General features: G+C 64.2%; 24 protein-coding genes and 2 tRNA genes. 8 read left to right on the plus strand and 18 right to left on the minus strand.

Going from position 1 to position 21,282, the window contains the following annotated elements; translation table 11 throughout:
• Positions 1-220: 220 nt before the first annotated feature.
• The 9 genes from ASC45_RS04250 to ASC45_RS04290 all read right to left on the minus strand — a co-directional run bounded on the left by ASC45_RS04250 (position 221) and on the right by ASC45_RS04290 (position 7,619).
• Positions 221-808, minus strand: a complete 588-nt coding sequence (locus ASC45_RS04250) for a pilus assembly PilX family protein (RefSeq protein ID WP_055449775.1) — start codon at positions 806-808, stop codon at positions 221-223.
• 3 nt (positions 809-811) lie between these two features.
• Positions 812-1,846 (minus strand): PilW family protein, encoded by a 1,035-nt coding sequence (locus tag ASC45_RS04255; protein ID WP_072242967.1) that lies wholly within the window; start codon positions 1,844-1,846, stop codon positions 812-814.
• A gap of 17 nt (positions 1,847-1,863) precedes the next feature.
• Positions 1,864-2,391, minus strand: coding sequence for a type IV pilus modification protein PilV (pilV, locus tag ASC45_RS04260; protein WP_072242968.1), 528 nt, complete (start codon positions 2,389-2,391; stop codon positions 1,864-1,866).
• Positions 2,363-2,869, minus strand: coding sequence for a GspH/FimT family pseudopilin (locus tag ASC45_RS04265; RefSeq protein ID WP_055449778.1), 507 nt, complete (start codon positions 2,867-2,869; stop codon positions 2,363-2,365). The genes pilV and ASC45_RS04265 overlap by 29 nt, the downstream gene beginning before the upstream one ends.
• 148 nt (positions 2,870-3,017) lie before the next feature.
• A complete protein-coding gene (locus ASC45_RS04270) occupies positions 3,018-3,851 on the minus strand; it encodes a UDP-2,3-diacylglucosamine diphosphatase (protein WP_245609947.1) in 834 nt (277 codons plus the stop codon).
• An 8-nt stretch (positions 3,852-3,859) separates the two neighbouring features.
• A complete protein-coding gene (locus ASC45_RS04275; RefSeq protein ID WP_055449780.1) occupies positions 3,860-4,351 on the minus strand; it encodes a peptidylprolyl isomerase in 492 nt (163 codons plus the stop codon).
• Positions 4,352-4,370: 19 nt separating this feature from the next.
• Positions 4,371-4,958 (minus strand): peptidylprolyl isomerase, encoded by a 588-nt coding sequence (locus tag ASC45_RS04280; protein WP_055449830.1) that lies wholly within the window; start codon positions 4,956-4,958, stop codon positions 4,371-4,373.
• Positions 4,959-5,014: 56 nt separating this feature from the next.
• The gene (locus ASC45_RS04285; protein WP_082454232.1) at positions 5,015-6,490 is read right to left on the minus strand and encodes a L,D-transpeptidase family protein; all 1,476 of its coding nucleotides are present in this window, start codon (positions 6,488-6,490) and stop codon (positions 5,015-5,017) included.
• Positions 6,491-6,533: 43 nt separating this feature from the next.
• Positions 6,534-7,619, minus strand: a complete 1,086-nt coding sequence (locus ASC45_RS04290) for a nuclear transport factor 2 family protein (RefSeq protein WP_055449781.1) — start codon at positions 7,617-7,619, stop codon at positions 6,534-6,536.
• 167 nt (positions 7,620-7,786) lie between these two features.
• Between ASC45_RS04290 and cysS the strand changes: the two genes are divergently transcribed.
• The 6 genes from cysS (at position 7,787) to ASC45_RS04320 (ending at position 13,682) form a co-directional block, all read left to right on the plus strand.
• Positions 7,787-9,169 (plus strand): cysteine--tRNA ligase, encoded by a 1,383-nt coding sequence (cysS, locus tag ASC45_RS04295; protein ID WP_055449782.1) that lies wholly within the window; start codon positions 7,787-7,789, stop codon positions 9,167-9,169.
• Positions 9,170-9,381: 212 nt separating this feature from the next.
• A complete protein-coding gene (locus ASC45_RS04300; protein ID WP_425427599.1) occupies positions 9,382-9,942 on the plus strand; it encodes a DNA-3-methyladenine glycosylase family protein in 561 nt (186 codons plus the stop codon).
• 212 nt (positions 9,943-10,154) lie between these two features.
• The gene (locus ASC45_RS04305; protein ID WP_055449784.1) at positions 10,155-11,132 is read left to right on the plus strand and encodes an acetyl-CoA carboxylase carboxyltransferase subunit alpha; all 978 of its coding nucleotides are present in this window, start codon (positions 10,155-10,157) and stop codon (positions 11,130-11,132) included.
• Between the two features lie 40 nt (positions 11,133-11,172).
• Positions 11,173-12,165, plus strand: coding sequence for a tRNA lysidine(34) synthetase TilS (gene tilS, locus ASC45_RS04310; protein WP_082454234.1), 993 nt, complete (start codon positions 11,173-11,175; stop codon positions 12,163-12,165).
• 80 nt (positions 12,166-12,245) lie between these two features.
• Positions 12,246-13,499 carry an aspartate kinase gene (locus tag ASC45_RS04315; protein WP_055449785.1) on the plus strand — a complete coding sequence of 418 codons (1,254 nt, stop codon included), beginning with the start codon at positions 12,246-12,248 and terminating at the stop codon, positions 13,497-13,499.
• A 92-nt stretch (positions 13,500-13,591) separates the two neighbouring features.
• A tRNA-Ser gene (locus ASC45_RS04320) sits at positions 13,592-13,682 on the plus strand.
• 304 nt (positions 13,683-13,986) lie between these two features.
• On the opposite strand, the gene ASC45_RS04325 is transcribed toward ASC45_RS04320, so the two are convergent.
• Positions 13,987-14,062: transfer RNA gene (locus ASC45_RS04325), tRNA-Arg, on the minus strand.
• 346 nt (positions 14,063-14,408) lie between these two features.
• Between ASC45_RS04325 and ASC45_RS04330 the strand changes: the two genes are divergently transcribed.
• A complete protein-coding gene (locus tag ASC45_RS04330; RefSeq protein WP_425427600.1) occupies positions 14,409-14,981 on the plus strand; it encodes a c-type cytochrome in 573 nt (190 codons plus the stop codon).
• A gap of 78 nt (positions 14,982-15,059) precedes the next feature.
• Here ASC45_RS04330 and ASC45_RS04335 read toward each other — a convergent pair whose 3' ends face one another.
• The 5 genes from ASC45_RS04335 to ASC45_RS04355 all read right to left on the minus strand — a co-directional run bounded on the left by ASC45_RS04335 (position 15,060) and on the right by ASC45_RS04355 (position 18,889).
• Positions 15,060-15,632 (minus strand): DUF2946 family protein, encoded by a 573-nt coding sequence (locus tag ASC45_RS04335; RefSeq protein WP_055449787.1) that lies wholly within the window; start codon positions 15,630-15,632, stop codon positions 15,060-15,062.
• Positions 15,633-15,679: 47 nt separating this feature from the next.
• Positions 15,680-16,660: a YheT family hydrolase gene (locus ASC45_RS04340; RefSeq protein WP_055449788.1), complete on the minus strand. Its 981-nt coding sequence runs from the start codon at positions 16,658-16,660 to the stop codon at positions 15,680-15,682.
• A gap of 48 nt (positions 16,661-16,708) precedes the next feature.
• Entirely contained in the window at positions 16,709-17,161 is a 453-nt protein-coding gene (locus ASC45_RS04345; protein WP_055449789.1) for a YybH family protein, read from the minus strand.
• A 25-nt stretch (positions 17,162-17,186) separates the two neighbouring features.
• The gene (purU, locus tag ASC45_RS04350) at positions 17,187-18,062 is read right to left on the minus strand and encodes a formyltetrahydrofolate deformylase (protein ID WP_055449790.1); all 876 of its coding nucleotides are present in this window, start codon (positions 18,060-18,062) and stop codon (positions 17,187-17,189) included.
• An 80-nt stretch (positions 18,063-18,142) separates the two neighbouring features.
• The gene (locus tag ASC45_RS04355) at positions 18,143-18,889 is read right to left on the minus strand and encodes an SIMPL domain-containing protein (RefSeq protein WP_055449791.1); all 747 of its coding nucleotides are present in this window, start codon (positions 18,887-18,889) and stop codon (positions 18,143-18,145) included.
• Between the two features lie 105 nt (positions 18,890-18,994).
• Here ASC45_RS04355 and ASC45_RS04360 point away from each other — a divergent pair, with 105 nt between their 5' ends.
• Positions 18,995-20,488 (plus strand): DegQ family serine endoprotease, encoded by a 1,494-nt coding sequence (locus ASC45_RS04360; protein WP_055449792.1) that lies wholly within the window; start codon positions 18,995-18,997, stop codon positions 20,486-20,488.
• A 74-nt stretch (positions 20,489-20,562) separates the two neighbouring features.
• Here the strand turns inward: ASC45_RS04360 and ASC45_RS15835 are convergent, their stop codons facing one another.
• The 3 genes from ASC45_RS15835 to ASC45_RS04365 all read right to left on the minus strand — a co-directional run.
• Positions 20,563-20,721 (minus strand): hypothetical protein, encoded by a 159-nt coding sequence (locus tag ASC45_RS15835; RefSeq protein WP_167344833.1) that lies wholly within the window; start codon positions 20,719-20,721, stop codon positions 20,563-20,565.
• Positions 20,655-20,936, minus strand: a complete 282-nt coding sequence (locus tag ASC45_RS15425; protein ID WP_082454236.1) for a site-specific integrase — start codon at positions 20,934-20,936, stop codon at positions 20,655-20,657. Before ASC45_RS15425 ends, ASC45_RS15835 begins: the two co-directional genes overlap by 67 nt.
• 149 nt (positions 20,937-21,085) lie before the next feature.
• Positions 21,086-21,282, minus strand: a 197-nt coding sequence (locus ASC45_RS04365) for a transposase (RefSeq protein ID WP_141655720.1), incomplete at its 5' end; no start/stop codon positions are given.

A 21,282-nucleotide genomic window follows, 5' to 3' on the forward strand; every position in this document is an offset into this window, starting at 1 on the left:
AGGGCGTGAGCACGAGGTTGCCGGGGACGTTGTTGCTCAGGGTCAGTGGCTGCTGGTCGATGGACACGGCCGCCTGCGCGAGTGGCGCGGCGCTCAGGCTGCACGCGGTACACAGCAGAACCAGCTTCTTCCAAAGCGGGGTGCGACGAGGCATTGTTTGCGGACGCATGACGGTGTCCCTTTGGGTGTGAAGTCTTGTGAGAATGGGTGAGGGTGGTGGTTATTGGCGCACCCAGGCCTGCAGCGTGACCGTGGCGCGATCAGGCGCCGTGGCCGGGTCGGCGCTGCGCGCGGTGATGCGATAGAAGTGCGCCGTTGGCACGACCGGAGCTGCACCGTATTGCGCGCTGTTGGCCGTCTGCTGCGGGCCCAGGGCGGTGCGGCGGTCGTTCCAGAAGCCCATGTCCTCGATCACGTACTGCGGCTGGCCCGCAGCATTGCTTCCTGCTGTGTATTGATTGGCTGCGGTTCCCGTTGGCACAGTTTGCCAGGCGGCGGCCGCATCTGCCTGTGCCGAGGGGTTGTTGTCGCACTGCGTCGTGGCGACCGTGCAGTCGCGCCAGATGGTGGCCGTATTGGCTTGCAGCAGGCCCTGGGCAACGCGCAAGGCGGCTTCGCTGTTCTGCAGGGCGATCTGGCGATCCTGCAGATTGCTCGCCATTTTTTCTTGCATGGTCGTGCTGCGGATGGCCGCCAGACCGATCACGGTGACGATGACCAGAAGAATCAACGCGACGATGAGCGCGACCCCGCGCTGGGCGCGCTCGGTTTCGCGGCGGGATGACGAGGACACAGGCTTGGCAGACATTGTTCAGCTCACTCGGTTGCGCAAGGCGATGACGGTGGTGACGGTGCGGGTGAGGGGCGTCGCATTGGCGCCTGCCACGGACTGCCGGGTAGCGCTTTGCAGGGTGAGGGCGATCTGCATGGCATCGACGGCGTTCCAGTCGGCGACTGTTGAGGCATCGCCATAAGATGCCTCACCGTTTTCGTGGTAGAGGATCTGCATGTCGGTGACATTACGGACGATTTCCTGCGAGGTCTCCGACAGGCTGCCGCCACTATTGGTCAGCGTTCGCCGGTAGAGAGAGCGCCCGCCCAAGGGGTTGACGCCGACATACCAGTCCGCCGCGTTCAAACGCGACACCATGGCGTTGGCGCGGTAGGTGTAGGGGTCGGCGGAACACGCCGTGGTACCCGGAGGTGCGGGCGGTACGGTCGGAAATCCGAGGTTGGCGGTACAGTTCCCTGGGTTGGAACCGCTGGTCACCCAGCTCAGCGACGTGGTGCCTGACCCGCTGCCCAGTTGAACAAGTGCGGCGTGATCGGGGTCGCAGATGACCAAGGCATCGCCGTTCGCCCAATTGCTGGCCGCGGACCAGAGGGTGAGGCTGGACGTGGTGGCACTCTTCACACTCAAGCCGCCCTCTTCAATGCCGATCAGTTGGACGGAGTCGGTGGTGGCATCCCGATTGGCAGTGGCCGTGCCTTCGGTGACTGCGGGGTCGTCCGCGTTGGCCTCATAGCCATGAACCGCATTGCCCCAATCGGCCCACCAGTCGTTTCCGCCATTGCCGGTGCCGTTCTTCAGGACATTGGCCATGCTCGATCCGTTGCCGCAGCCTGTCAGCCCGGCTTGACGGGCATCGCGAGTCAGAAGTTCGAAGGCGATGCGCGATGCATCCTGTACTTCGCCGACCGCCATATTCGTTTTGAACGAGCCTCGGCTGGCCAGAAAGACACTGATCGCCACACCGGTGACGACCAGACCGAGCAACAAGGCCACCATGAGTTCGACAAGCGTCATGCCGCGCTGGCGGGCAGGTGCGACTGACGGTTTTTGCATTGAGAATAGGCTGGCGCTCATAGCATGGCCTTGGTCACATAGGTCTGGGTGCTGGAGCCAGCCGTGGCACGACTGTCGTCGAAAGTGATGGTCACCGTGCAGTCGCCTTGACTGGTACAGTCGATTTGTCCGCTGGCGCCGTTGCCGAGGGCGGCCAATCCGTCAGGGGTCGTCCCGCCCGACCCCAGGCACCAGGCCTGGATTTCAGTTTTTGGTCGGCCACTGACCGAGCCTGAGAGCGAACAGTCTGGGGAGCCGTTCGAACTGCTGAACGAGGCCGTGGAGTCGTAATCACCGTTCAGCGCCGCATCGCGGTTGGCGCGCATGGCGTCGAGGATGCCGTAACTGACCACGGTGGTCTGCGTATGGGCCATGGCGCTGTTGTTATTGGTCATCGATCGCACCAGCAAGGTGGACATGCCGATGAAGCCGATGGAGAGCACGAGCACCGCTATCAGGATTTCCAGCAGCCCCGCGCCGTACTGTCGTTTGGCGCCGTGGCTGTGCAAACCGGGCTTATCGTTGGCAGGGGTTAGGTTGCGCATTGGGGCACTTTCCGGTTCCAGTGTCATTCACTGAGCAGACGACCGGCGTAATTCCGGTCACCAGATAGACGCATCGATGTTGATTGCTGGGCAGGTCAGCGGCGTATAGATCCATGACCAGCCCGGAATACCCGGCGCTCGCCGAGGCTAGACGGAGAAAGCCGCTCGGCGTGGCCACGAGAGCTTCGCCAGTGACCTTTTGAACGCCGGGCGGTATGGTCGGTGCGGCGGCAAACGTCGCGCTGTTGTCGGCATTTTCGATGGCCGCATCGCTGTTGAAGTTGACCTCTTGATTGCGTTTGACCGCCTCCGAGCGGGCCAAGGTCAGTGCGTTGGCGACCGCGTTTGCGCTGGTGTCCAGACGGCTGCTGAGCATCATGTTCTGAAAGCTGGGTACGGCTACGACCAACAGAATGGCTGCCACGGTCATGGTGACAAGCAGCTCGATCAGTGTGAAGCCGGCGGTTCTATGGTTCACAGGAGTTTCCAAACTGAAACGATGTGACCAAAGTTTTCCACTCATCGCGCAGCTTCGCGCGCCGTTTCCGACGAACGGTCATTTCTGACCGACGAATGGTTGCGATTTGTTGCGAATGTGGCGATTTGTACCGAGGCTGGTGCTCGGCTCAAGCCAGATTGCGGCGGCTTGCGCGCAGGGTCGGGTCGCTGGCTTCGAGCCAGAGCACTTCGGCGCGGGCGCGCGCGCCGTGGGCGGCGTCGAGGTCCCAGTCGGAGAGGACTTGTCGCAACTGGCTACCTTCCCAATGCTCGCGCGGGCGGTGGGTGTGGCCGTGGATCATCCAGGTGCAGCCCGTTTCGGTCAGCCAGCGGCGGGCTTCAAGCGGGTCGGCGTCGGCCCAGGTTTCCGGGCGGGCTTGGGCAGCCTGGCTGGCGGCGCGCATGGCCTGGGCCTGCTTCACCCTGGCGGCAAGCGGCTGGGCGAGCACTTGCTGCTGCCACTGCGGGTTGCGCACCATGGCGCGAAATTGTTGGTAGGCGGTGTCGGCAAGGCAGAGTTGGTCACCGTGCGTCAGGAGCAGGCGCTGGCTCTGGAGGGTGAGAACAGTCGGATCGGGCAGCAACTGCCCGCCGGTGGCCTGGGCGAAGCGCTCGCCGAGCAGGAAGTCACGGTTGCCATGCTGAATGAACAGCGCCCGGCCGGTGTCGGTGTAGCCACGCAGGGCAGAAGCAACGTCTTGGGCGCAGGCGGCATCAGCAGGGGCGACTGCACGCGCAGCCGGTTCGAGCAGATCGTCGCCGACCCAGGCCTCGAACAGATCGCCGAGGATGAACAGGGCATCGGCCTGGCGTGCCGCGCCCGCAAGCCAGGAGAGAAAGGCTTGAGTGGTGCGCGGTGCCTGGGCGCCGAGATGCAAGTCGGAGATCAGGGCGATGTGGCGCCAGGCTGCGGGAGCCACCAGGGGCGCCGCAGCGACGGGCTCGAGGGGCGCCGTGCCCAAGACCTTGTTCAGACCTCGACGGCCTTGAGGATGACCACGTCTTCCAGCGGCACGTCGTCGTGGAAGCCCTTGCGGCCGGTCTTCACGCCCTTGATTTGATCCACCACATCCTGGCCTTCAACGACCTTGCCGAACACGGCATAGCCCCAGCCCTGGGCTGTGGGGGCGGTGTGGTTGAGAAAGCCGTTGTCGGCGACGTTGATGAAGAACTGGGCTGTGGCCGAATGCGGATCGGAGGTGCGCGCCATGGCCAGGGTGTAACGGTCGTTTTTCAGGCCGTTGTTGGCCTCGTTGGTGATGGGCGCGAGCGTGGGCTTTTGCTTCATGCCGGGCTCGAAACCGCCGCCCTGAATCATGAAGCCGTCGATCACGCGGTGGAAGATGGTGCCGTCGAAATGGCCCGAGCGCACATAGGCCAGGAAGTTCTCGCAGGACTTGGGGGCGTTGGCGGTGTCGAGTTCGATACGAATGTTGCCGCGGTTGGTTTGGAGTTCGACCATGATGGGCTTTCGGTGAGGATCAGTTGAGGAGTTTGGCGTCTTCGATGACGATGGGCTTGACGGGCACGTTCTGGAACGGGCCTTCGTTCTTGGTGGGTACGGCGACGATTTTGTCCACCACATCCATGCCCGAGATCACCTTGCCGAAGACGGCATAGCCGTAGCCGTCGGGCTTGGGATAGTCCAGGCTGGGATTGTCCACCACGTTGATGAAAAACTGCGAGGTGGCCGAGTTGGGATCAGGGGTGCGCGCCATGGCGATGGTGCCGCGCAGGTTGCGCAGGCCGTTCTGGCTCTCAAGCGGGATGGGCGCCCGGGTGGGCTTTTTCTGCATGTCGGCGGTAAAGCCGCCACCCTGCACCATGAAGCCGGGAATCACCCGATGAAAGATGGTGCCCTTGTAGAAGCCGCTTTTCACATAGTCGAGAAAGTTGGCCACGGTTTTCGGTGCGCGCGCCGGATCGAGCTGGACGACGAACTTGCCCATGGTGGTGACGAACTCGACCTTGGGCTGGGCGGTGGGTGTCTCGGCTGCCTGTACGGCGGGCAGGGCTGCTGCGGTCAGCAGGCTGAGGGCCGCAAACACCAGCGTCACACGCTGTCGCATGGCACGCCACAGACTTGAGAAAACCGCGAGGTTGGGGACGGCGGAACTGAAATCGATCACGAGACGCTTCCTTGAAAAATGAGTTGCCACTTGGCGCTGCGCTGCGCCCAATACTGTCGGTAGAGCTGGCTGGCGGGAGAACCGGCCGCACTGTACTGCACCACGATCTGGCCGGGATATTGCAAAACGGTGAGCGCGCCGGGTGTGATGGGGGTGTTGCGAAGGGGTTCGAGCGGAGCCGAGGCCGCTGAGCGCCCCCAGGGTCGGCTCGCCGACCCGCCCCCCGTGGGGGATGAGGCCCGCGGCTCCAAGCTGCCCTGCGGCAGCTTGGACGGTGCCGAATCCGAGCGGCTTGCAAGCCGCGAGGTGGACAAGGAAACTTGGGGCGGCCCGGCGTTTCCTTGAGAGAGTAGAGCATCCTGAGGACGCAGGCCTTGCAGGGCGGCGCGGGTGACGTCGCTCTGCAACTGCGCGGTGATGCGCTGGCGCTGCGCGGCCCATTGATCGACGGACAACCATTGCACCTCGCGCGTGATGACCACGGGCGTGCTTCCGGCCGGGGTTTCTGCCATCAGGCTGCGCACGTCGGGGTTGGAGAGCACGACGCAGCCGTCGGAGTCGAGCGGCACGCGCGCATAGCTGTCGGGCGGAGTGCCATGCAGCCAGACGCCGAAGCCGGTGTGGCCCTGCTGCTTGTCCCATTCGTTGGGATAGTTCAGGGTGAGGGCACCTGCGCCATAGAGGGGCTTGAGATCCTTGGCACCGATCTTGCGGGTGATGAAGTAAATGCCCAGAGGCGTTTTCATGTCACCGGACAGGGTCTTGCCAGCGCCGAGTTTGCCCTGGCTGAAGTAATAGCTCGCCTCCAGTGTGGGCACGCCGTTGCGCTGCTCGAACAGGTAGAGCCGCGAGCGGGTGGTATCGATCACGATGGCCCGCTTGACGTCAGGCGCCAGCGCGACCAGATTGGCTGGAATGGCTCCGGGGGGCGGGGGTGCGGTGTAGGCGCCCAGGCGCGCCAGGGCTTCTGCACGAAGCTCCAGAATGCGGGCACGTTGCCGCTCTTCGACATCTGGCTTGGACGCGGCGGGCGCGGCAGCAAAACCGGCGGTGTCGCCCGCACTGGCCTGCAAGACGTCGCCCAGCAGCAGTTGCGCCAGCGAGAAATGGGGGTAGTCGCGCACCAGTTGTTCGGCCTGAGTGAGCGCGGCGTCGAGTCGACCGGCGGCGACTTCTGCATAGGCATGCAGGAGTCGGCGTTCTGCCCCGTCCTGATTCGGCAGGGTGCCGAGCGAGGTGGTCAGCTTGAGCAGGGTTCGCGCCGAGACGGCTCGAGGCGGCGCCTGATCGGCGGAGGCGTCGGCCATCGTGGTGGCGCGGTCGTCGGTTGTGGGGCGATCATGGCCGGGCACCGCGTTGTAGTCGGTTGCGGCACGCGCGGCGAACACCAAAGGCACGCACAGCAAGGCCCACGGCAGCAGTTTGCGCAGGGGTCGGCGGCGGATCGGCGTGTTCACCTTGGGCTGCGGCATGCGGGTCAGGTCACGGGCGGGGGATGGACTCGAGCGCAAGGACTCAGCCGACGATTTCTCGCACGATCAGCCATTTGCCATTTTCGCGCTGAAGTTGCAGGGTTTTCGGGCCGTCAAAATCGAGCGAGCCGGAGACGTAATGCTGGCGGAAACGGGCTGTGGCCTTGTCGCCGTCAACCTGCACCTTGAGCGCATGCACTGTCACGGTGATCTTGGCCTTGTCGGAAATGCGGGCACGTCGCTGGTCTTTCCAGGCGCTAAGGCTCATGCCTTTTTCAGGCTTGAAATTGGGCGCATAGGCGGCGAAATAGCCGGGCAGGTTCTTGCCCTGCCACGCGGCGGCCCAGCGTTCAACCGCCTCGGTCACTGCAGCTTGTTCTGCCGCAGGGGCCGGGGCTGCTTCGGTCGTGGCTGCGCGCTGGGGGGCGGCAGGCGCCGAGTTTGTGGATGGGGCAGTCGCGGGAGGAGCGGCCTGTGCGGTGTGGGTAGGCTCGGGCTTGACGGCGGGTTTCTCAGGCGCCGCGACAGCGGGCTTCACGGCGGGGGGCGTGGCGGCTGGCTTGATTTCTGCGGCCGCGGCGGGCTGGGCCGTGGCGACCTTCATCGGCGGGTTTCCAGCGCCCTTGCCCTGCTCGAACAGTTCGCGAATCAGGTTCAGCTTGACTCTGGCGTTGGCGTTTTCGTCGGGAGCGAGTTGCAGGGCCTTTTGATAGGCCTGGCTGGCCAGTTTGGCGTAGATGTCGCCGAGATTGGCCTGAGCAGTGGCGTAGCTCGGATTGGTGCGGATGGCCATGTCCAGCGCGGCGCGGGCCTTTTCGTATTGCCCCTGTTGCGCGTAGAGCACCGCCAGATTGTTGTAGGGCTCGGGCAACTCGGGGTATTGCTCGGTGAGCGATTGGAAGATCTTGATGGCCTGAGCGTCCTTCTTCTGCTCGGTCAGGATGACTCCCTTGAGGAACTGATACTGCGGATCCTTGGGCTTTTGCGCCAGCAGGGTGTCGACCTGCTGCAGAGCGCTTTGCAGGTCTCCTTTCTGCAGGCTTTGCGTGACGCTGGCTGCGTCTGCCGCCCAGACAGATGGCGCGCTCAGGGCGAGGGCGATCAGGGTGGCGACTAGGCGGTTTCGCATGATGGGGCAGAAAGAATAGAGCTGAAAAGTCCTGAAGGGTCACGGTGCCAGGCGCGCTGCTCAAGCCCATCATGGCGGGCGCAAGACCGGCGGCTTGTGCTAAGTTTTTGATTTTATCCGGGGACTTGGCGGCGTCGGGCGCTGGCCGTGTCTTCCCGCCACATTCCATGACCGCGTTGCACCTCCACAATACTCTTTCCCGCGGGAAAGTCCGCTTTGAGCCGATCGAACCTGGCCATGTCCGCATGTATGTCTGCGGCATGACGGTGTACGACTATTGTCATATCGGGCATGCCCGCGTCATGGTGGTGTTCGACTTGCTGCAGCGCTGGCTCAAGGCGCAGGGGTTGCGGGTGACCTACGTGCGCAATATCACCGACATCGACGACAAGATCATCCGTCGAGCGCAGGAAAACGGCGAGTCCATCCGCACGCTGACCGACCGCTTCATTCAGGCCATGCATGAAGACGCCGACGCCCTGGGCGTGGAGCGCCCGACGCACGAGCCGCGCGCCACCGACTACATCCCGCAGATGCTCGATCTAGTGGGCAGGCTCAAGGCGCGGGGGCTGGCGTATCGCGACAGCCACGGCGACGTGAACTTCCATGTGCGAGCCTTTCCGGGCTACGGCAAGCTCTCGGGCAAGTCGCTCGACGAACTGCGTGCCGGTGAGCGCGTTGAGGTCGATACCGCCAAGCAGGATCCGCTGGATTTCGTGCTGTGGAAAGCGGCCAAGCCCTCCGAACCCGACGAGGTGAAATGGCCGTCGCCCGATGGCCCCGGGCGTCCGGGCTGGCACATCGAATGCTCGGCGATGAGCTGTGCGCTGCTGGGTGAGACGTTCGACATTCACGGCGGTGGCGCCGATCTGCAGTTTCCGCATCACGAGAACGAAATCGCCCAGAGCGAGGGCGCGCATGGCAAGCCTATGGCGCGATTCTGGCTGCACAACGGTTTTGTGCGGGTCGATGGCGAGAAGATGTCCAAGTCGCTGGGCAATTTCTTCACCATTCGCGACATCCTCAAGCATGTGGATGCCGAGACCGTGCGGCTGTTCATTGTGCGGGCGCATTACCGCAGCCCGCTCAACTACAGCGACGAGCATCTGCAAGATGCCCATGCCGCTCTTACGCGCCTGTACACCGCGCTCGACCCATTTGCCGATCTGACCGGGCGCATCGACTGGCAGCATCCCCATGCCCAGGCCTTCGCCGCGGCGATGAATGACGATCTCAACACCGCAGAAGCCATGGCGGTGCTGTTTGATCTGGCCACCGAGGTGAACAAGACGGGCGATGCCGATCTGGCCGCCTTGCTCAAAGGCCTGGGAGGTCTGCTTGGCTTGTTGCAGCAACGCCCGCGCGAGTTTCTGCAGCACAAGGCCGCCTCGGTCGATACGGCCTGGGTGGAGCAGCAGGTGCAGGCACGCACCGCCGCGAAGCAGGCGCGCAATTTTGCCGAAGCCGACCGCATTCGCGCCGAACTCGCAGCCAAGGGCATCGTGCTGGAAGACAAGCCGGGTGGCGTCACCGTGTGGAGGTCGGCTTGAGCGCGACCGATCGTCCCAAGGCCGGGCCAGCCCCCTTGGGGGGCAGCAACGCCGCGTCAGCGGCAAGTGTGGGGGCGCTCGGGGCCCCGCCGCCGGGCCGTCCCAAGGCGGGGTCAGCCCCCTCGGGGGGCAGCGCCGCCGCGTCAGCGGCAAGCGTGGGGGCCCTAGATTGGGACAAAGCCTGCGCTCATCTGCAGCGCACCGATCGCGTCATGCGCAAGCTCATCAAGACGCATGCGGGCGCCCGCCTGCAGAGCCGTGGCGACCCGTTCCAGACCTTGGCGAGGTCCATCATCGGCCAGCAGATTTCCGTCAAGGCCGCGCAAACCGTCTGGGATCGCTTCTGTGCTGCCGTCCCCGAGGTCACGCCCGCGCACTTGCTGGGGCTGAGCGAGGACGCCTTGCGCGCCTGCGGGCTTTCGGCTCGCAAGGCAGGCTACGTTCGCGATCTTGCCGCCAAGTTCCACGAAGGCGAGGTTCACCCCGACAAGTGGCAGGACATGCCCGATGACGCGATAGCCGCCGAGCTGCTGAGCATTCGCGGCATCGGCCGCTGGACGGCCGACATGTTTCTCATCTTCCATCTGATGCGCCCCGATGTGCTGCCGCTGGGCGATCTGGGTTTGATCAAGGGCGTGAGCCAGACCTATTTCGCCGGTGAACCCGTGACGCAAAGCGAGGTGCGCGAGGTGGCCGCCGCCTGGGCCCCGTGGCGTTCGGTGGGGACTTGGTATATTTGGCGCAGCCTGGATCCGCTTCCGGTCGAGTATTGAGCACCCCCAGGGTCGGCTTGCCGACCCGCCCCCCGTGGGGGTCAAGAATACTTAGTACGGCCCTGCGTTTCCTTAAGAGTTAAAAGCGCGTGGCTCGCCGACAGGCCCTACGCGATGGGGCAGGGCCTGTGCGAAAGCCTGACTCTTTCCCGCCCGCAGCCAGTCGTGCAGGCGCGTCTTCATCGCGCACAGATCGTTATTCCGAGGTACCTATGAGCAAAAGAGTCTTTCTCGATTTTGAGCAGCCGGTTGCAGAACTGGAGAACAAGATCGACGAACTGCGCTATGTGCAGGACGAGTCCGCCGTGGACATTTCCGAAGAAATCGGCCGCCTGCAGAAGAAAAGCCAGCAACTGACCAAGGATCTCTACGCCAAGCTCACGCCCTGGCAGACGACCCAGATCGCGCGGCATCCCCAGCGGCCCTACACCCTGGATTACGCCAGCCAGATCTTCACCGATTTCCACGAACTGCATGGCGACCGCGCCTTTGCCGACGACCTTTCCATCGTCGGCGGTCTGGCCCGACTTGGGGGGCAGGCCTGCATGGTCATCGGCCATCAGAAGGGGCGCGACACCAAGGAACGCGCGATGCGCAACTTCGGCATGCCCAAGCCCGAGGGCTACCGCAAGGCGCTGCGACTGATGAAGCTCGCCGAGAAGTTCCACCTGCCCATCTTCACCTTCGTGGATACGCCGGGCGCCTATCCCGGCATCGACGCCGAAGAGCGCAGCCAGTCGGAGGCCATCGGCCGCAACATCTACGAGATGGCGAAGCTGGAGGTGCCCATTATTTCCACCATCATCGGCGAGGGGGGGTCGGGCGGCGCGCTGGCCATTGCCGTATGCGACCAGCTGTTGATGCTGCAGTATGCGATCTACTCGGTGATTTCGCCCGAGGGTTGCGCCTCCATTCTGTGGAAGAGCGCAGAAAAGGCGCCCGATGCCGCCGAGGCCCTCGGCCTGACGGCGCACCGCCTGAAGGCTCTGGGGCTGGTGGACAAGATCGTCAACGAGCCTGTGGGTGGTGCGCACCGCGACCCGGCGGCCATGGCGGCTTCGCTCAAGCGCGCCTTGGGTGAGTCGTTGCGTCATTTCCAACACACCCCGCCTGCCGAACTGGTGAAACAAAGGCTCGATCGTCTGCAGCATTTCGGCAAGTTCGAAGACACCAAGTCGGCGCGGCGCTGATCGCCAAACTCGACAGGCGTTTAGTCAGCGTCGTCCCGCGGTGCTGAAGAATCCCGCGCTCGCAGCGCTCACGCGATTTGCGGCGCAATCTCCAGGTCTGATCCCGGATCAGGGTCGCATCGGCATTGCCTTCAGTGGCGGAGCCGATTCCACCGCCCTGTTGTGGGCCGCGCGCGAACTCTGGGGGGCGGAGCGAATTTGCGCGCTTCACGTCAATCATCGGCTGCAAGCGTCTGCCGACGCCTTTGCGCATCATTGCGCCCAGACTTGTCGCGACATCGGCCTGGCCTACGCAGAGGCGGTTCTTCAGGTGACGGTGGCGCCCGGCGCGAGCGTGGAGGAGGTTGCGCGCGAGGCTCGCTACCGTGCCCTGGCCGAGCTTGCGCAGGCGCACCACTGTGCGCTCGTTCTCTTGGCGCAACATGGCGATGACCAGGTGGAAACCGTGCTGTTGGCGCTGCTGCGCGGCGCGGGCCCCCGTGGGCTGGCGGGCATGCCTGCGAAGATGGAACGACATGGCTGCACCTTCGCCCGGCCTCTGCTGGAGTGCGCGTCCGCCGAGCTGCGCGACTGGCTCAGAGCGTGCGATGTGGGCTTCCTCGATGATCCGATGAATGCGAACCCGGCGTTTCGCCGCAGTCGCATCCGCCATGAGCTGGTGCCTGTGCTGGCCCGCATTGAGCCGGCCTATCGGCGGACCTTGAGCCGCAGCGCGGCTTTGTGCGCGGCGGCGGACCGGCAGATTCAGGAGCGCGCGTCAAACCACTTGCGCGACTGCCTTTGGCCCGAGGGTCTGCACCTTGCCACCTTGCGGGCGCTGGGGGAAGCCTCAGCGGGCGAAGTCTTGCGGCTCTGGCTGCGACACAACGGGCAGCGACTCGATCGCGCCCGCACCGACGAACTCGTGCGCCAGATCATGAGAACCGAGCGAGGCGCGCACCGGCTCGAGTTGCGGCTGCCCACCTGCGTGCTTCGGCGCCAGGGCGCGTTTTTGCGGTTTGAAAGGGGGGATGGCGGGCAGCCGAGGGCATAGAATGCAAGGTTTCCTGCGAAGCGGTCTGACGCATCGTGCGCCCGGCAAAGAGGTTTTCGCAGCTCTCGAACGCATTTCTCATGGCACTCATCGTCCAGAAATACGGCGGCACCTCGGTAGGTTCTGCCGAACGGATCAAAAACGTCGCTCGGCGCGTGGCCAAATGGCATGAAGCAGGGCATCAGGTCGTGGTGGTGGTGTCGGCCATGTCCGGCGAAACCAACCGCCTGATCGCGCTGGCCAAAGACATTCAGCCCCAGCCTGACCCCCGCGAACTCGATGTCGTGGCCTCCACCGGCGAACAAGTCACCATCGGCCTTTTGGCGATGGCCTTGCAGGCCCTGGGTCACAAGGCGCGCAGCTACACCGGCGCGCAGATCGCCGTGCATACCGACAGCGCCTTCACCAAGGCGCGCATCGAATCCATCGACGCCGACAAACTCAAGGCCGACCTGGCGCAGGGCATCGTGCCTGTGGTGGCCGGGTTCCAGGGTGTGGACGCCCAGGGCAACATCACTACCTTGGGCCGCGGCGGGTCGGACACCTCGGGCGTGGCGCTTGCGGCTGCCCTTCACGCCGACGAATGCCAGATCTACACCGATGTCGATGGCGTCTACACCACCGATCCGCGCATCGTCCCCGAAGCCCGCAGGCTCGACACCATCACCTTCGAAGAAATGCTGGAGATGGCCAGCCTCGGCTCCAAGGTGCTGCAGATCCGGTCGGTGGAGTTCGCGGGCAAATACAAGGTTCGCCTGCGCGTGCTCTCCAGCCTCACCCCCTGGGACCTGCCGCTTGAACAGGAGTCGCGCAGCGGCACACTCATCACCTTTGAGGAAGACGAAAACATGGAACAAGCCGTGGTGTCGGGCATCGCCTTTGCCCGCGACGAAGCCAAGATCATTGTGGTCGGCGTGCCCGACCGCCCCGGCATCGCCTATCAGATTCTCAGCGCCGTGGGCGACGCCAACATCGAGGTCGACATGATTCTGCAAAATCAGAGCGTGGCCGGCTTCACCGACTTCACCTTCACCGTGGGCCGCGGCGATTACGCGCGTGCGCTCGACATTCTCAAGACCACGGTTCAGCCGCACATCGGCGCCAAGGAAATCCTGGGCGATCCGAAAGTCTGCAAAGTCTCCATTGTCGGCATGGGCATGCGCTCACATGCCGGTGTGGCCAGCAAAATGTTCCGCACTTTGTCGGAAGAAGGTATCAACATTCAGATGATCTCCACCTCGGAAATCAAGGTGTCGGTGGTCATTGACGAGAAGTACATGGAACTCGCCGTGCGTTCCCTGCACAAGGCTTTCGATCTGGAACAAAGCGCCTGACAGACCAAGTTTGCCATCGCGATGGCGATCAGGGCTGAATGCGTGTAATAATTGCCGACTTTGCTGAACGCAAGCATCTGCCGAAAGCAACTGGAGACGTGACCGAGTGGCCGAAGGTGCTCCCCTGCTAAGGGAGTATGCGCCAAAAGCGCATCAAGGGTTCGAATCCCTTCGTCTCCGCCAAAACGCATGAAAAAAGCCGCCTTGAGCGGCTTTTTTCATGTCTGTTCCACCTTGTTTTGCAGATAAATGGCCACTTCTCGCCGCAGCGGGAAGGTCACTGTGTCGAGACGCCGGCTGTGTGCTCGATGTCGTGACTTGGCGCTTGGATTCCCAAAAGAACGCGGAGTGAAAGTGGGGCGACAGAGAAGTTGGCGCCAGTGGGAAACTGGCGGGAATGAACGCGCACTGTGGTGCGTGCCGGGCGCAAAAAAGCCCGACTTGATGGTCGGGCTGTTCGCACACACTGTGTGCCTTGCTTCGATCTTGGCGCGCCCGGCTGGGATCGAACCAGCGACCCTTGGCTTCGGAGGCCAATACTCTATCCACTGAGCTACGGGCGCAGACGGCAAGTGGCGAGACTTCCGTGCAACGTGACATCATAACCTGTATGAGCATCATTGCCTTTGTACTTGGAGGCGGGCCTGGCCTTCAAGTCGGCTGACGAATGCAGGATGCAACCCAAGTCGGGAGCGGGTGCGACGCCATGCCGCGTTACGAAGTGTAACGAGAGATGATGCGCGTCAAATTCAAAGCGGGCGTTTGGCGGTGTCGGGGTTGACCCGATCGAGGAATCATGAGCAACGCATATCATGTCGGCTGTCTTTTCGTTAGCCTTCTACTTCTCACTCGACAGCTATGAGCGCACCGCACTCGAATTCTCATTCGGCCCCTGCCAGTTCCAATGACGTGTCTGATCTGCCGTTTGCGCCCACACTGCGCAAGATTTTGGTGGTGATGGGTATCGGCTTCATTGTGCCGATCGTTTTGTTGCTGTTGATTGCGTTCTACATCGGCAGCAGCAGCCAGCCGCCGGCCGGATCGGAATCGCTTTCCACCGCGGCGGTGGATGCGCGCGTGGCTCCTGTGGGTTCCGCGGTGGTTGCGGCCAGCAGCCAGGCTGCTGCTCAGCAGAACTCGGCTTCGATGGCAACGGCGGCGCCCGCGGCTTCGTCGGCAGCGGCGCCTGCCCCTTCGGGCAGCGGTGCCGCGGTGCCCGTGGCGGCCACCAAGGTGGATGGCAAGGGCTTGTATGAATCGACCTGCATCGCTTGCCACGGCGCAGGCGTGGCCGGTGCTCCGAAGGTGGGTGACAAGGCGGCTTGGGCGCCGATCATCGCGCAAGGCGATGCCGTGCTGTACGACCGCGCCATCCATGGCTATACCGGCAAGCATGGCGTGATGCCGCCCAAAGGTGGCTCCACCGCCAGTGACGACGATGTGAAAGCCGCTGTGGACTACATGGTGGCGCAGTCCAAGTAAGGCGAACTTTTTCTCAACAAAACAGCCCGCGGTCTGCGGGCTTTTTGTTGGCCGCATGGAAAATGCGGGTTGATTCAGTCAAACGCCTGGATCACGCCGGAAGCCCAAAATCGCCTCGGGCTCCTGGCTGAAAGTGCCGAGGGGCAGCGCGGCGTTGCCGGCGCACAGCATGCGATCGTCTTGTGCATCGAGCAGCGTGGCGAACAGGGGCATGTCGTTGCTGTGGAGAAGGGCGGGGCCGAGTTCCGTGCGCAGCCAGACTCTGCCTTGGGCGTCCAGCCAAAGTTCCTGCGGCGTACAGGGCAGGCCGGTGTGGGTGTGCCAGGAACTGCCCTGAACAGGATCGTGATGCAGGCGGACGATCCAAGGCGCGGTTTCGAGGCTGACATCGACGCGCTGCGGGCCGTTCTGAAAATACCAGGAGCCCTGGACATCACAGGTGTAGTTGCGACCGATGAAGGCGGCGAGGCCTTCGTGCAGCACCGGCCCGGCGTCGGTCTTGTCCAGGCGGCCTTGTGCGTCACGCGGCCAGATGGCTGGGCCTTGCTGATGACGCATCCACCACTGGCCGCGCTGATCGAGGGCGAGCCAGCCGGTGCAGCGTGGCACCTGTGGCCAGCGGGCCATGGCCTGGAGAACGGCGGCGTCCATGTCAGTTGGCCCACCGCGCATCGCGCAAGTCAGGGGACAGTTTCATCTCAATTGCCGTGTTCGAAGAAGTGCAACAGGCGCATCGGCAGCCAGTCGAGCCTACCCGGCAGGTGCCCCTGGGCGAAGCCGACATGCCCGCCCTGTTGCGGCTGTTCGAGCCGCACCCAGGACGAGGCTGCGCTCGCATCAGGCAGCACGGAAGCGGGCTGGAACGGGTCGTTGCGGGCGTTGAGGATCAGTGTGGGCAGCCGCAGTCGGTGCAGATGCGGTTTGCTGGAGGCGCGGGCCCAGTAGTCTGCCGCGTCGCGAAAGCCGTGGATGGGTGCGGTGAAGGCGTCGTCGAAGGCGCCCAGATCGCGCGCGCGCCGCACCCGCTCGGCATCGGTCAGCCCAGGGTGGCGGGCGATCATGCGCAGCGCCTTGGGCTTGAGGGTGCGAAGAAACATCCGGGTGTAGATCTGATAGCTCAGCCCGGAAGCGATGGCGCGGCCTCCGGCGGCCAGATCGAGTGGAGCGCTGACGGCTGCGATGGCCCGCACCCGCAGCGCGGCCGCATCTTCCTGTTCCTGAGCCCAGCGCAGCAGGGCGTTGCCGCCCAGCGAGACCCCTGCGGCGTACAGCGGGGTCGTCGGGTGGTTTTGCGAGAAGCGCGCGAGGATCCAGTCGATCTCGGCGAAGTCGCCGGAGTGGTAGGCTCGCGGGGCGCGGTTGTCTTCCCCGGAGCAGCCGCGGAAATGCGGCACGGCACATCGCCACCCCGCGCGAGCGCAGGCGGCGAGCACGGCCTGCGCGTAGTGGCTTTGCGAAGAGCCTTCGAGCCCGTGGAACAGCACCAGCAGCGGCGCAGAGGGAGAAGCCGGCGAGGCCAGCCAATCGACATCGATGAAGTCGCCGTCAGGCGTGGCCCAGCGTTCGCGGCGCAGGGCAGGGCGATCGCCGGGTGGGCGGGAGATCAGCGCCGGCAGCACGGTCTGCAATTGGCCCCCGGGCAGCCATGCCGGCGCGACGTAAGGGGTTGCAGTGGGCATCTGGGGTCTTCCGGTGAGGCGCGGCGAGCAGCGCGCCAGCCTACTTCTTCAGTGCAGCACGTCGCTGGGCGCCATGGCAGCGAGCGGGGCCTGGGGCGCGCCAGGGCTGGCGTGGTGCAGAACCATGCGCCAGCCGGCGGCCGTCTGCACATAGAGATTGGTCGCGAGCACGAAGCCCCATTGGGTCTGGCCGTCTACCTCGAGCTGCACGCGTTCGACCACGCTGTGTGCGGCGCTGGTCATGCTGTGCCAGCGATGCTGAACCTCGGCGTTGATCTGCAGCCCGCCGTTGGCGAGCAGTTGCGAGAAGCCTTCGCGGACCGCCAACTGGCCGTCCAGACGTTGTCCGCCCGGATGAATGCAGCAGATCTCGTCGTCTTCCGACCACAAGGCCATCAGCGCGTCGAGGTTGCCGCTGGCCAGGGCTTCGTAGAACGCGGCCTCGACATCGTCGGGAGAGTTGGTCCAGGGCGTTTGAGGCGGGAGTTTGCGGCGGGGCATGGCGGGTCTCGTTCGGGCACTCGGGTCAGCGGAACACTACGGTCTTGTGGCCGTTGCGCAGGATGCGATGTTCCACCTGCCAGCGCACGGCGCGCGCGAGCACCACGCTCTCCACGTCCTGGCCGACGGCGGTGAGATCGGCGGCGCTCATGGTGTGATCGACGCGCTCGACGTCCTGCTCGATGATGGGGCCTTCGTCGAGGTCGGCGGTGACGTAGTGCGCGGTCGCGCCGATGAGCTTCACGCCGCGCGCATAAGCCTGCGCATAAGGCCTCGCCCCCTTGAAGCTGGGCAGGAAGGAGTGGTGGATGTTGATGGCGCGGCCTTCGAGCTGGGCACAGAACTCGGCGCTCAGGATCTGCATATAGCGCGCAAGCACCAGCAGCTCGGCACCGCAGTCCTGCATCACGGTGAAGATGGCTTGTTCCTGCGCGCGCTTGGTTTCTGCGGCCTCGCCGGCCTTCAGGGGCAGGTGGTGAAAGGCCAGGCCGTAGCTGCGCGTCAGGTCGGCGAAGGTGGTGTGGTTGGAGACGACCGCGCCAACGTCCATCGCCAGCTGCCCGGCCTTCCAGCGGTAGAGCAGATCGTTGAGGCAATGCCCGTGCTGGCTGACGGCGATGACCACCTTGGGGCGTACTCGCAGATCGTGAAACTGCGCCTGCATATCGAAGCGCTTGCGCACCTCGCCGAACAGCAGCGAGAGGTGGGCGGCATCTTGGAGATGTTCCGGCGCGGAAAAATGCACCCGCATGAAGAACAGCCCGGTGTCGGCGTCGCCGTATTGCTGCGAATCCATGATGTTGCAGCCCGCCTGGTACAGCAGACCGGAGACCGAGTGCACGATGCCCGGCGCATCGGGGCACGATAGAGTGAGAACGAATTCAGGTGATGGGGTTGGCATACCGGGCTGCGCGCAGCGGGGAAAACGGCAAGAGCCTGATTTTAGGCCGCCCTTACTGTGCTGCGCCGTGCCGGACCCTCTCAGCGCGTGAGCTGCACGGAACCCTGCACGGTGAGTCGCAGCGGAGTCAGTGCGGTGGCCAGGGGGACGGTCGGCGCTTGCTCGGCGGCCATGGGGGCTGCGGCGCGCATCATCATCATCGGACGGGATTCGGGCAACTGCCCCTGCAAGGGTTCGATCTGCAGGGTTCGCAAGGTGTAGCCGCCGTAGCCCAGCGCGCGGGCTGCCGTGGCGGCCTTGGCCTTGAAGTCGGCAATCGCGGCGTCGATCAGCGCGGTCTCCTCGCGGTCGCGCAGCGCCTTGGAGACCTCGAAGCCGTTGGATTCGATCATGAAGCCCTGTTGCGCCAGTTGTCCAACGATCTTGCCCAGGGCGGCAAAGTCGCGCGACTTGAGCACCAGCCCTGCGCGCACCGTCCAGCCGTCGCGCTGAGACTGGTTGTTGACGGTCTTCCAGCGCGGCTGGGTGGAGATCGCGCCGCTGCTGGCTTCGACACCGGAGACGGCGCGGGCCTGCTTCAAGGCAGCCTGCAGCGATTGGCTGATGTCTGCGGTGAGACGGGCCGACTCCATGCCGCTGCGTTCGATGGACAAGGTCATCACCGCCAGATCGGGCGTGACCTCGACCTGGGCGGTGGCCTGCAGGTCGACCACGCCGACCACGGCCGCCGCAGGCGTCTGAACCAGGGGTTGCGCCTGCGCGACCGCTCCACAAATCAGACCGGCGAGGCACAGACCTGCAAGGGATGACAGGATGCGTGATGACATGAGGGTCCTCGCTGGGGTGATGTTCCAAGACTTCTTAAGCCGAGTCTAAGGCAACCCAGCGAACATTCCACCATCGCAAATCGTTTGACTCGTTCGGAGGCAGTCATGCAAAGCAGCAAACCCAAGGCTTCATCCAAACTCTGGGCCGCTCTGGCGGCGGTGGGGATCATCGCCGGTGCGGGCACCATGGCCTATCAGTTCAGCTATGCCGAACAGGCGCCGCAAGTGGAGATGAACCACAAGGTGGTGCCGCTGTTCAACAACCCACCGGCAGCGCCAGTGACCAATGTGGCGGCCAGCGCGCCCAACTTTGCCGCCATCGTCAAAGCCTACGGCCCCGCCGTGGTGCACATCAACGTGAAGGGCGAAACCAAGGAGACGGTGCAGCAGCAGATTCCGAAGCAGTTTCAGAACGATCCGTTCTTCCGCTTCTTCCAGCAGTTCAACAATGGTCAGCAGCAGGAGGTGCCCACCGAGGGGCTGGGGTCGGGCTTCATCATCAGCTCCGACGGGCTGATTCTGACCAACGCCCACGTGGTGAAGGGGGCCAGCTCAGTGCGTGTGACCCTGACCGATCACCGCACCTACAAGGCCAAGGTGCTCGGCTACGACACCAAGACCGACATCGCGGTCATCAAGATTCCGGCGACCAACCTGCCCACGGTGCGTCTGGGCAACCCGAGCAATCTGGAACCCGGCGACTGGGTGCTGGCCATCGGCTCGCCCTACGGCTTCTACAACACGGTGACCGCGGGGATCGTCAGCGCCAAGAGCCGCTCGCTGCCCGATGACAGCATGGTGCCTTTCATTCAGACCGACGTGGCGGTGAACCCAGGCAACTCGGGCGGCCCCTTGTTCAACACCAAGGGTGAAGTCGTGGGCATCAACTCGCAGATCTTCACCCAGACCGGCGCCTTCGAGGGGCTGTCGTTCGCCATACCGATCAACGTCGCCGAGCGCGTGGCCAAGCAGATCATCGAGCATGGCAAGGTCGAGCATGCGCGGCTGGGCATTGCGGTGCAGACGGTGACCCAGAGCCTCGCGAACTCCTTCGGCCTGCAGACGCCGCGTGGCGCGCTCGTGGCGCAGGTGGAGAAAGACAGCCCCGCGTCCAAGGCCGGGCTGCAACCGGGTGACATCATCCTCAGCGTCAATGGCCAGCCGGTCAACGATTCGGCCGATCTGCCGATGATGATCGGCCTGTCCGAGCCCGGCACCAAGGTGACGCTGGGCGTCTGGCACGACCACAAACAGCAGACCATCACCGCGGTGCTTGGCAACTTCAGCGACAACGTCACGCTGGCCTCGGCCACCCCTGGCGCCCACGGTGACCACGGCGGTCTCGGTCTGGTGGTGCGCCCGCTCAACGCCAACGAAGAGCAGCAGGCCGGGGTGTCGCACGGCCTGCTGGTCGAGGGCGTCAGCGGGCCGGCGGAGCAGGCCGGCATCCAGCCCGGCGACATCCTGATCGCCGTCGATGGCAAGTCGGTCAACAGCATCGACCAGGTACGCAACATTCTGAAAAGCGCGGGCAAGTCGGTGGCGCTGCTGATCCAGCGTGGCAACAACCGCATCTTCGTCCCGGTGCAGATCGGCTGATTTCACACTTCCTCCAAGCCGTGTTTTGCGGGGCCACTGGCCCCGCTTTTTTATGGGCGTCTGGGGGCTGGAAGTCAGCAAGCATCAGGGTCGATCTCGACCTGCCGCACCAGCAGAACTTGGCGCACAAAATCCACATCCTTCATTTGCGGGCGCAGGCCTTTCATTAGCGGCGTGCCGCGGCCGTAAAGCAGCCAAGCCAGCAAGCCGGGTGCGCCCCCCCAGCGTGGCATGAGCGGGATTGGTGGATTTGCTCACAGCTTCTCAGCGCCTGGTTGTGCGTGGACGCCGAGACCTGGCGCTCATTCGCCAGCATGGACAGAAATTTCTGCACCTCCGGGGCGCCCATATCCCGAGGGTGTCGCATCGACCCACCCCGGCCGCTCCAGCGCACGAAAAATCGCACCCAATACCGATACGCCTCCTCGGTGCGCAGGCTATAGGGCACCTCGAATTACTGGTTTCCTGACCTGAACTTGCCGTGACGACCGCGCAATCCGACCGGTTCACAGCCTTCTTGAAGGTTGGCGTGGTGATTTTTCGCCCTCCGGTGCCCGGATCTGGTCGTTTTCGACCGATCCAGGCCCATTTCGGGCGTCAGAAGGCCGCCGGTCCCATGTCCTTCAACGAGCACAGGCGCCGCAGGTTGTACGTCGCGGCCTTCCAGTTCAGGTGCAGCGTGGCCCGCGCCAGGCCGATTGAGCGCAGCGCCTTGCCGCCCATCTGCTCCAGGCTGGCGAACACGTGCTCCACCCGGGCCCGGGTTTTGGCGATGCGCTTGTTGCGCCGCTCCT

It is taken from the genome of Thiomonas bhubaneswarensis (genome assembly GCF_001418255.1).
Lineage (GTDB): Bacteria > Pseudomonadota > Gammaproteobacteria > Burkholderiales > Burkholderiaceae_C > Thiomonas > Thiomonas bhubaneswarensis.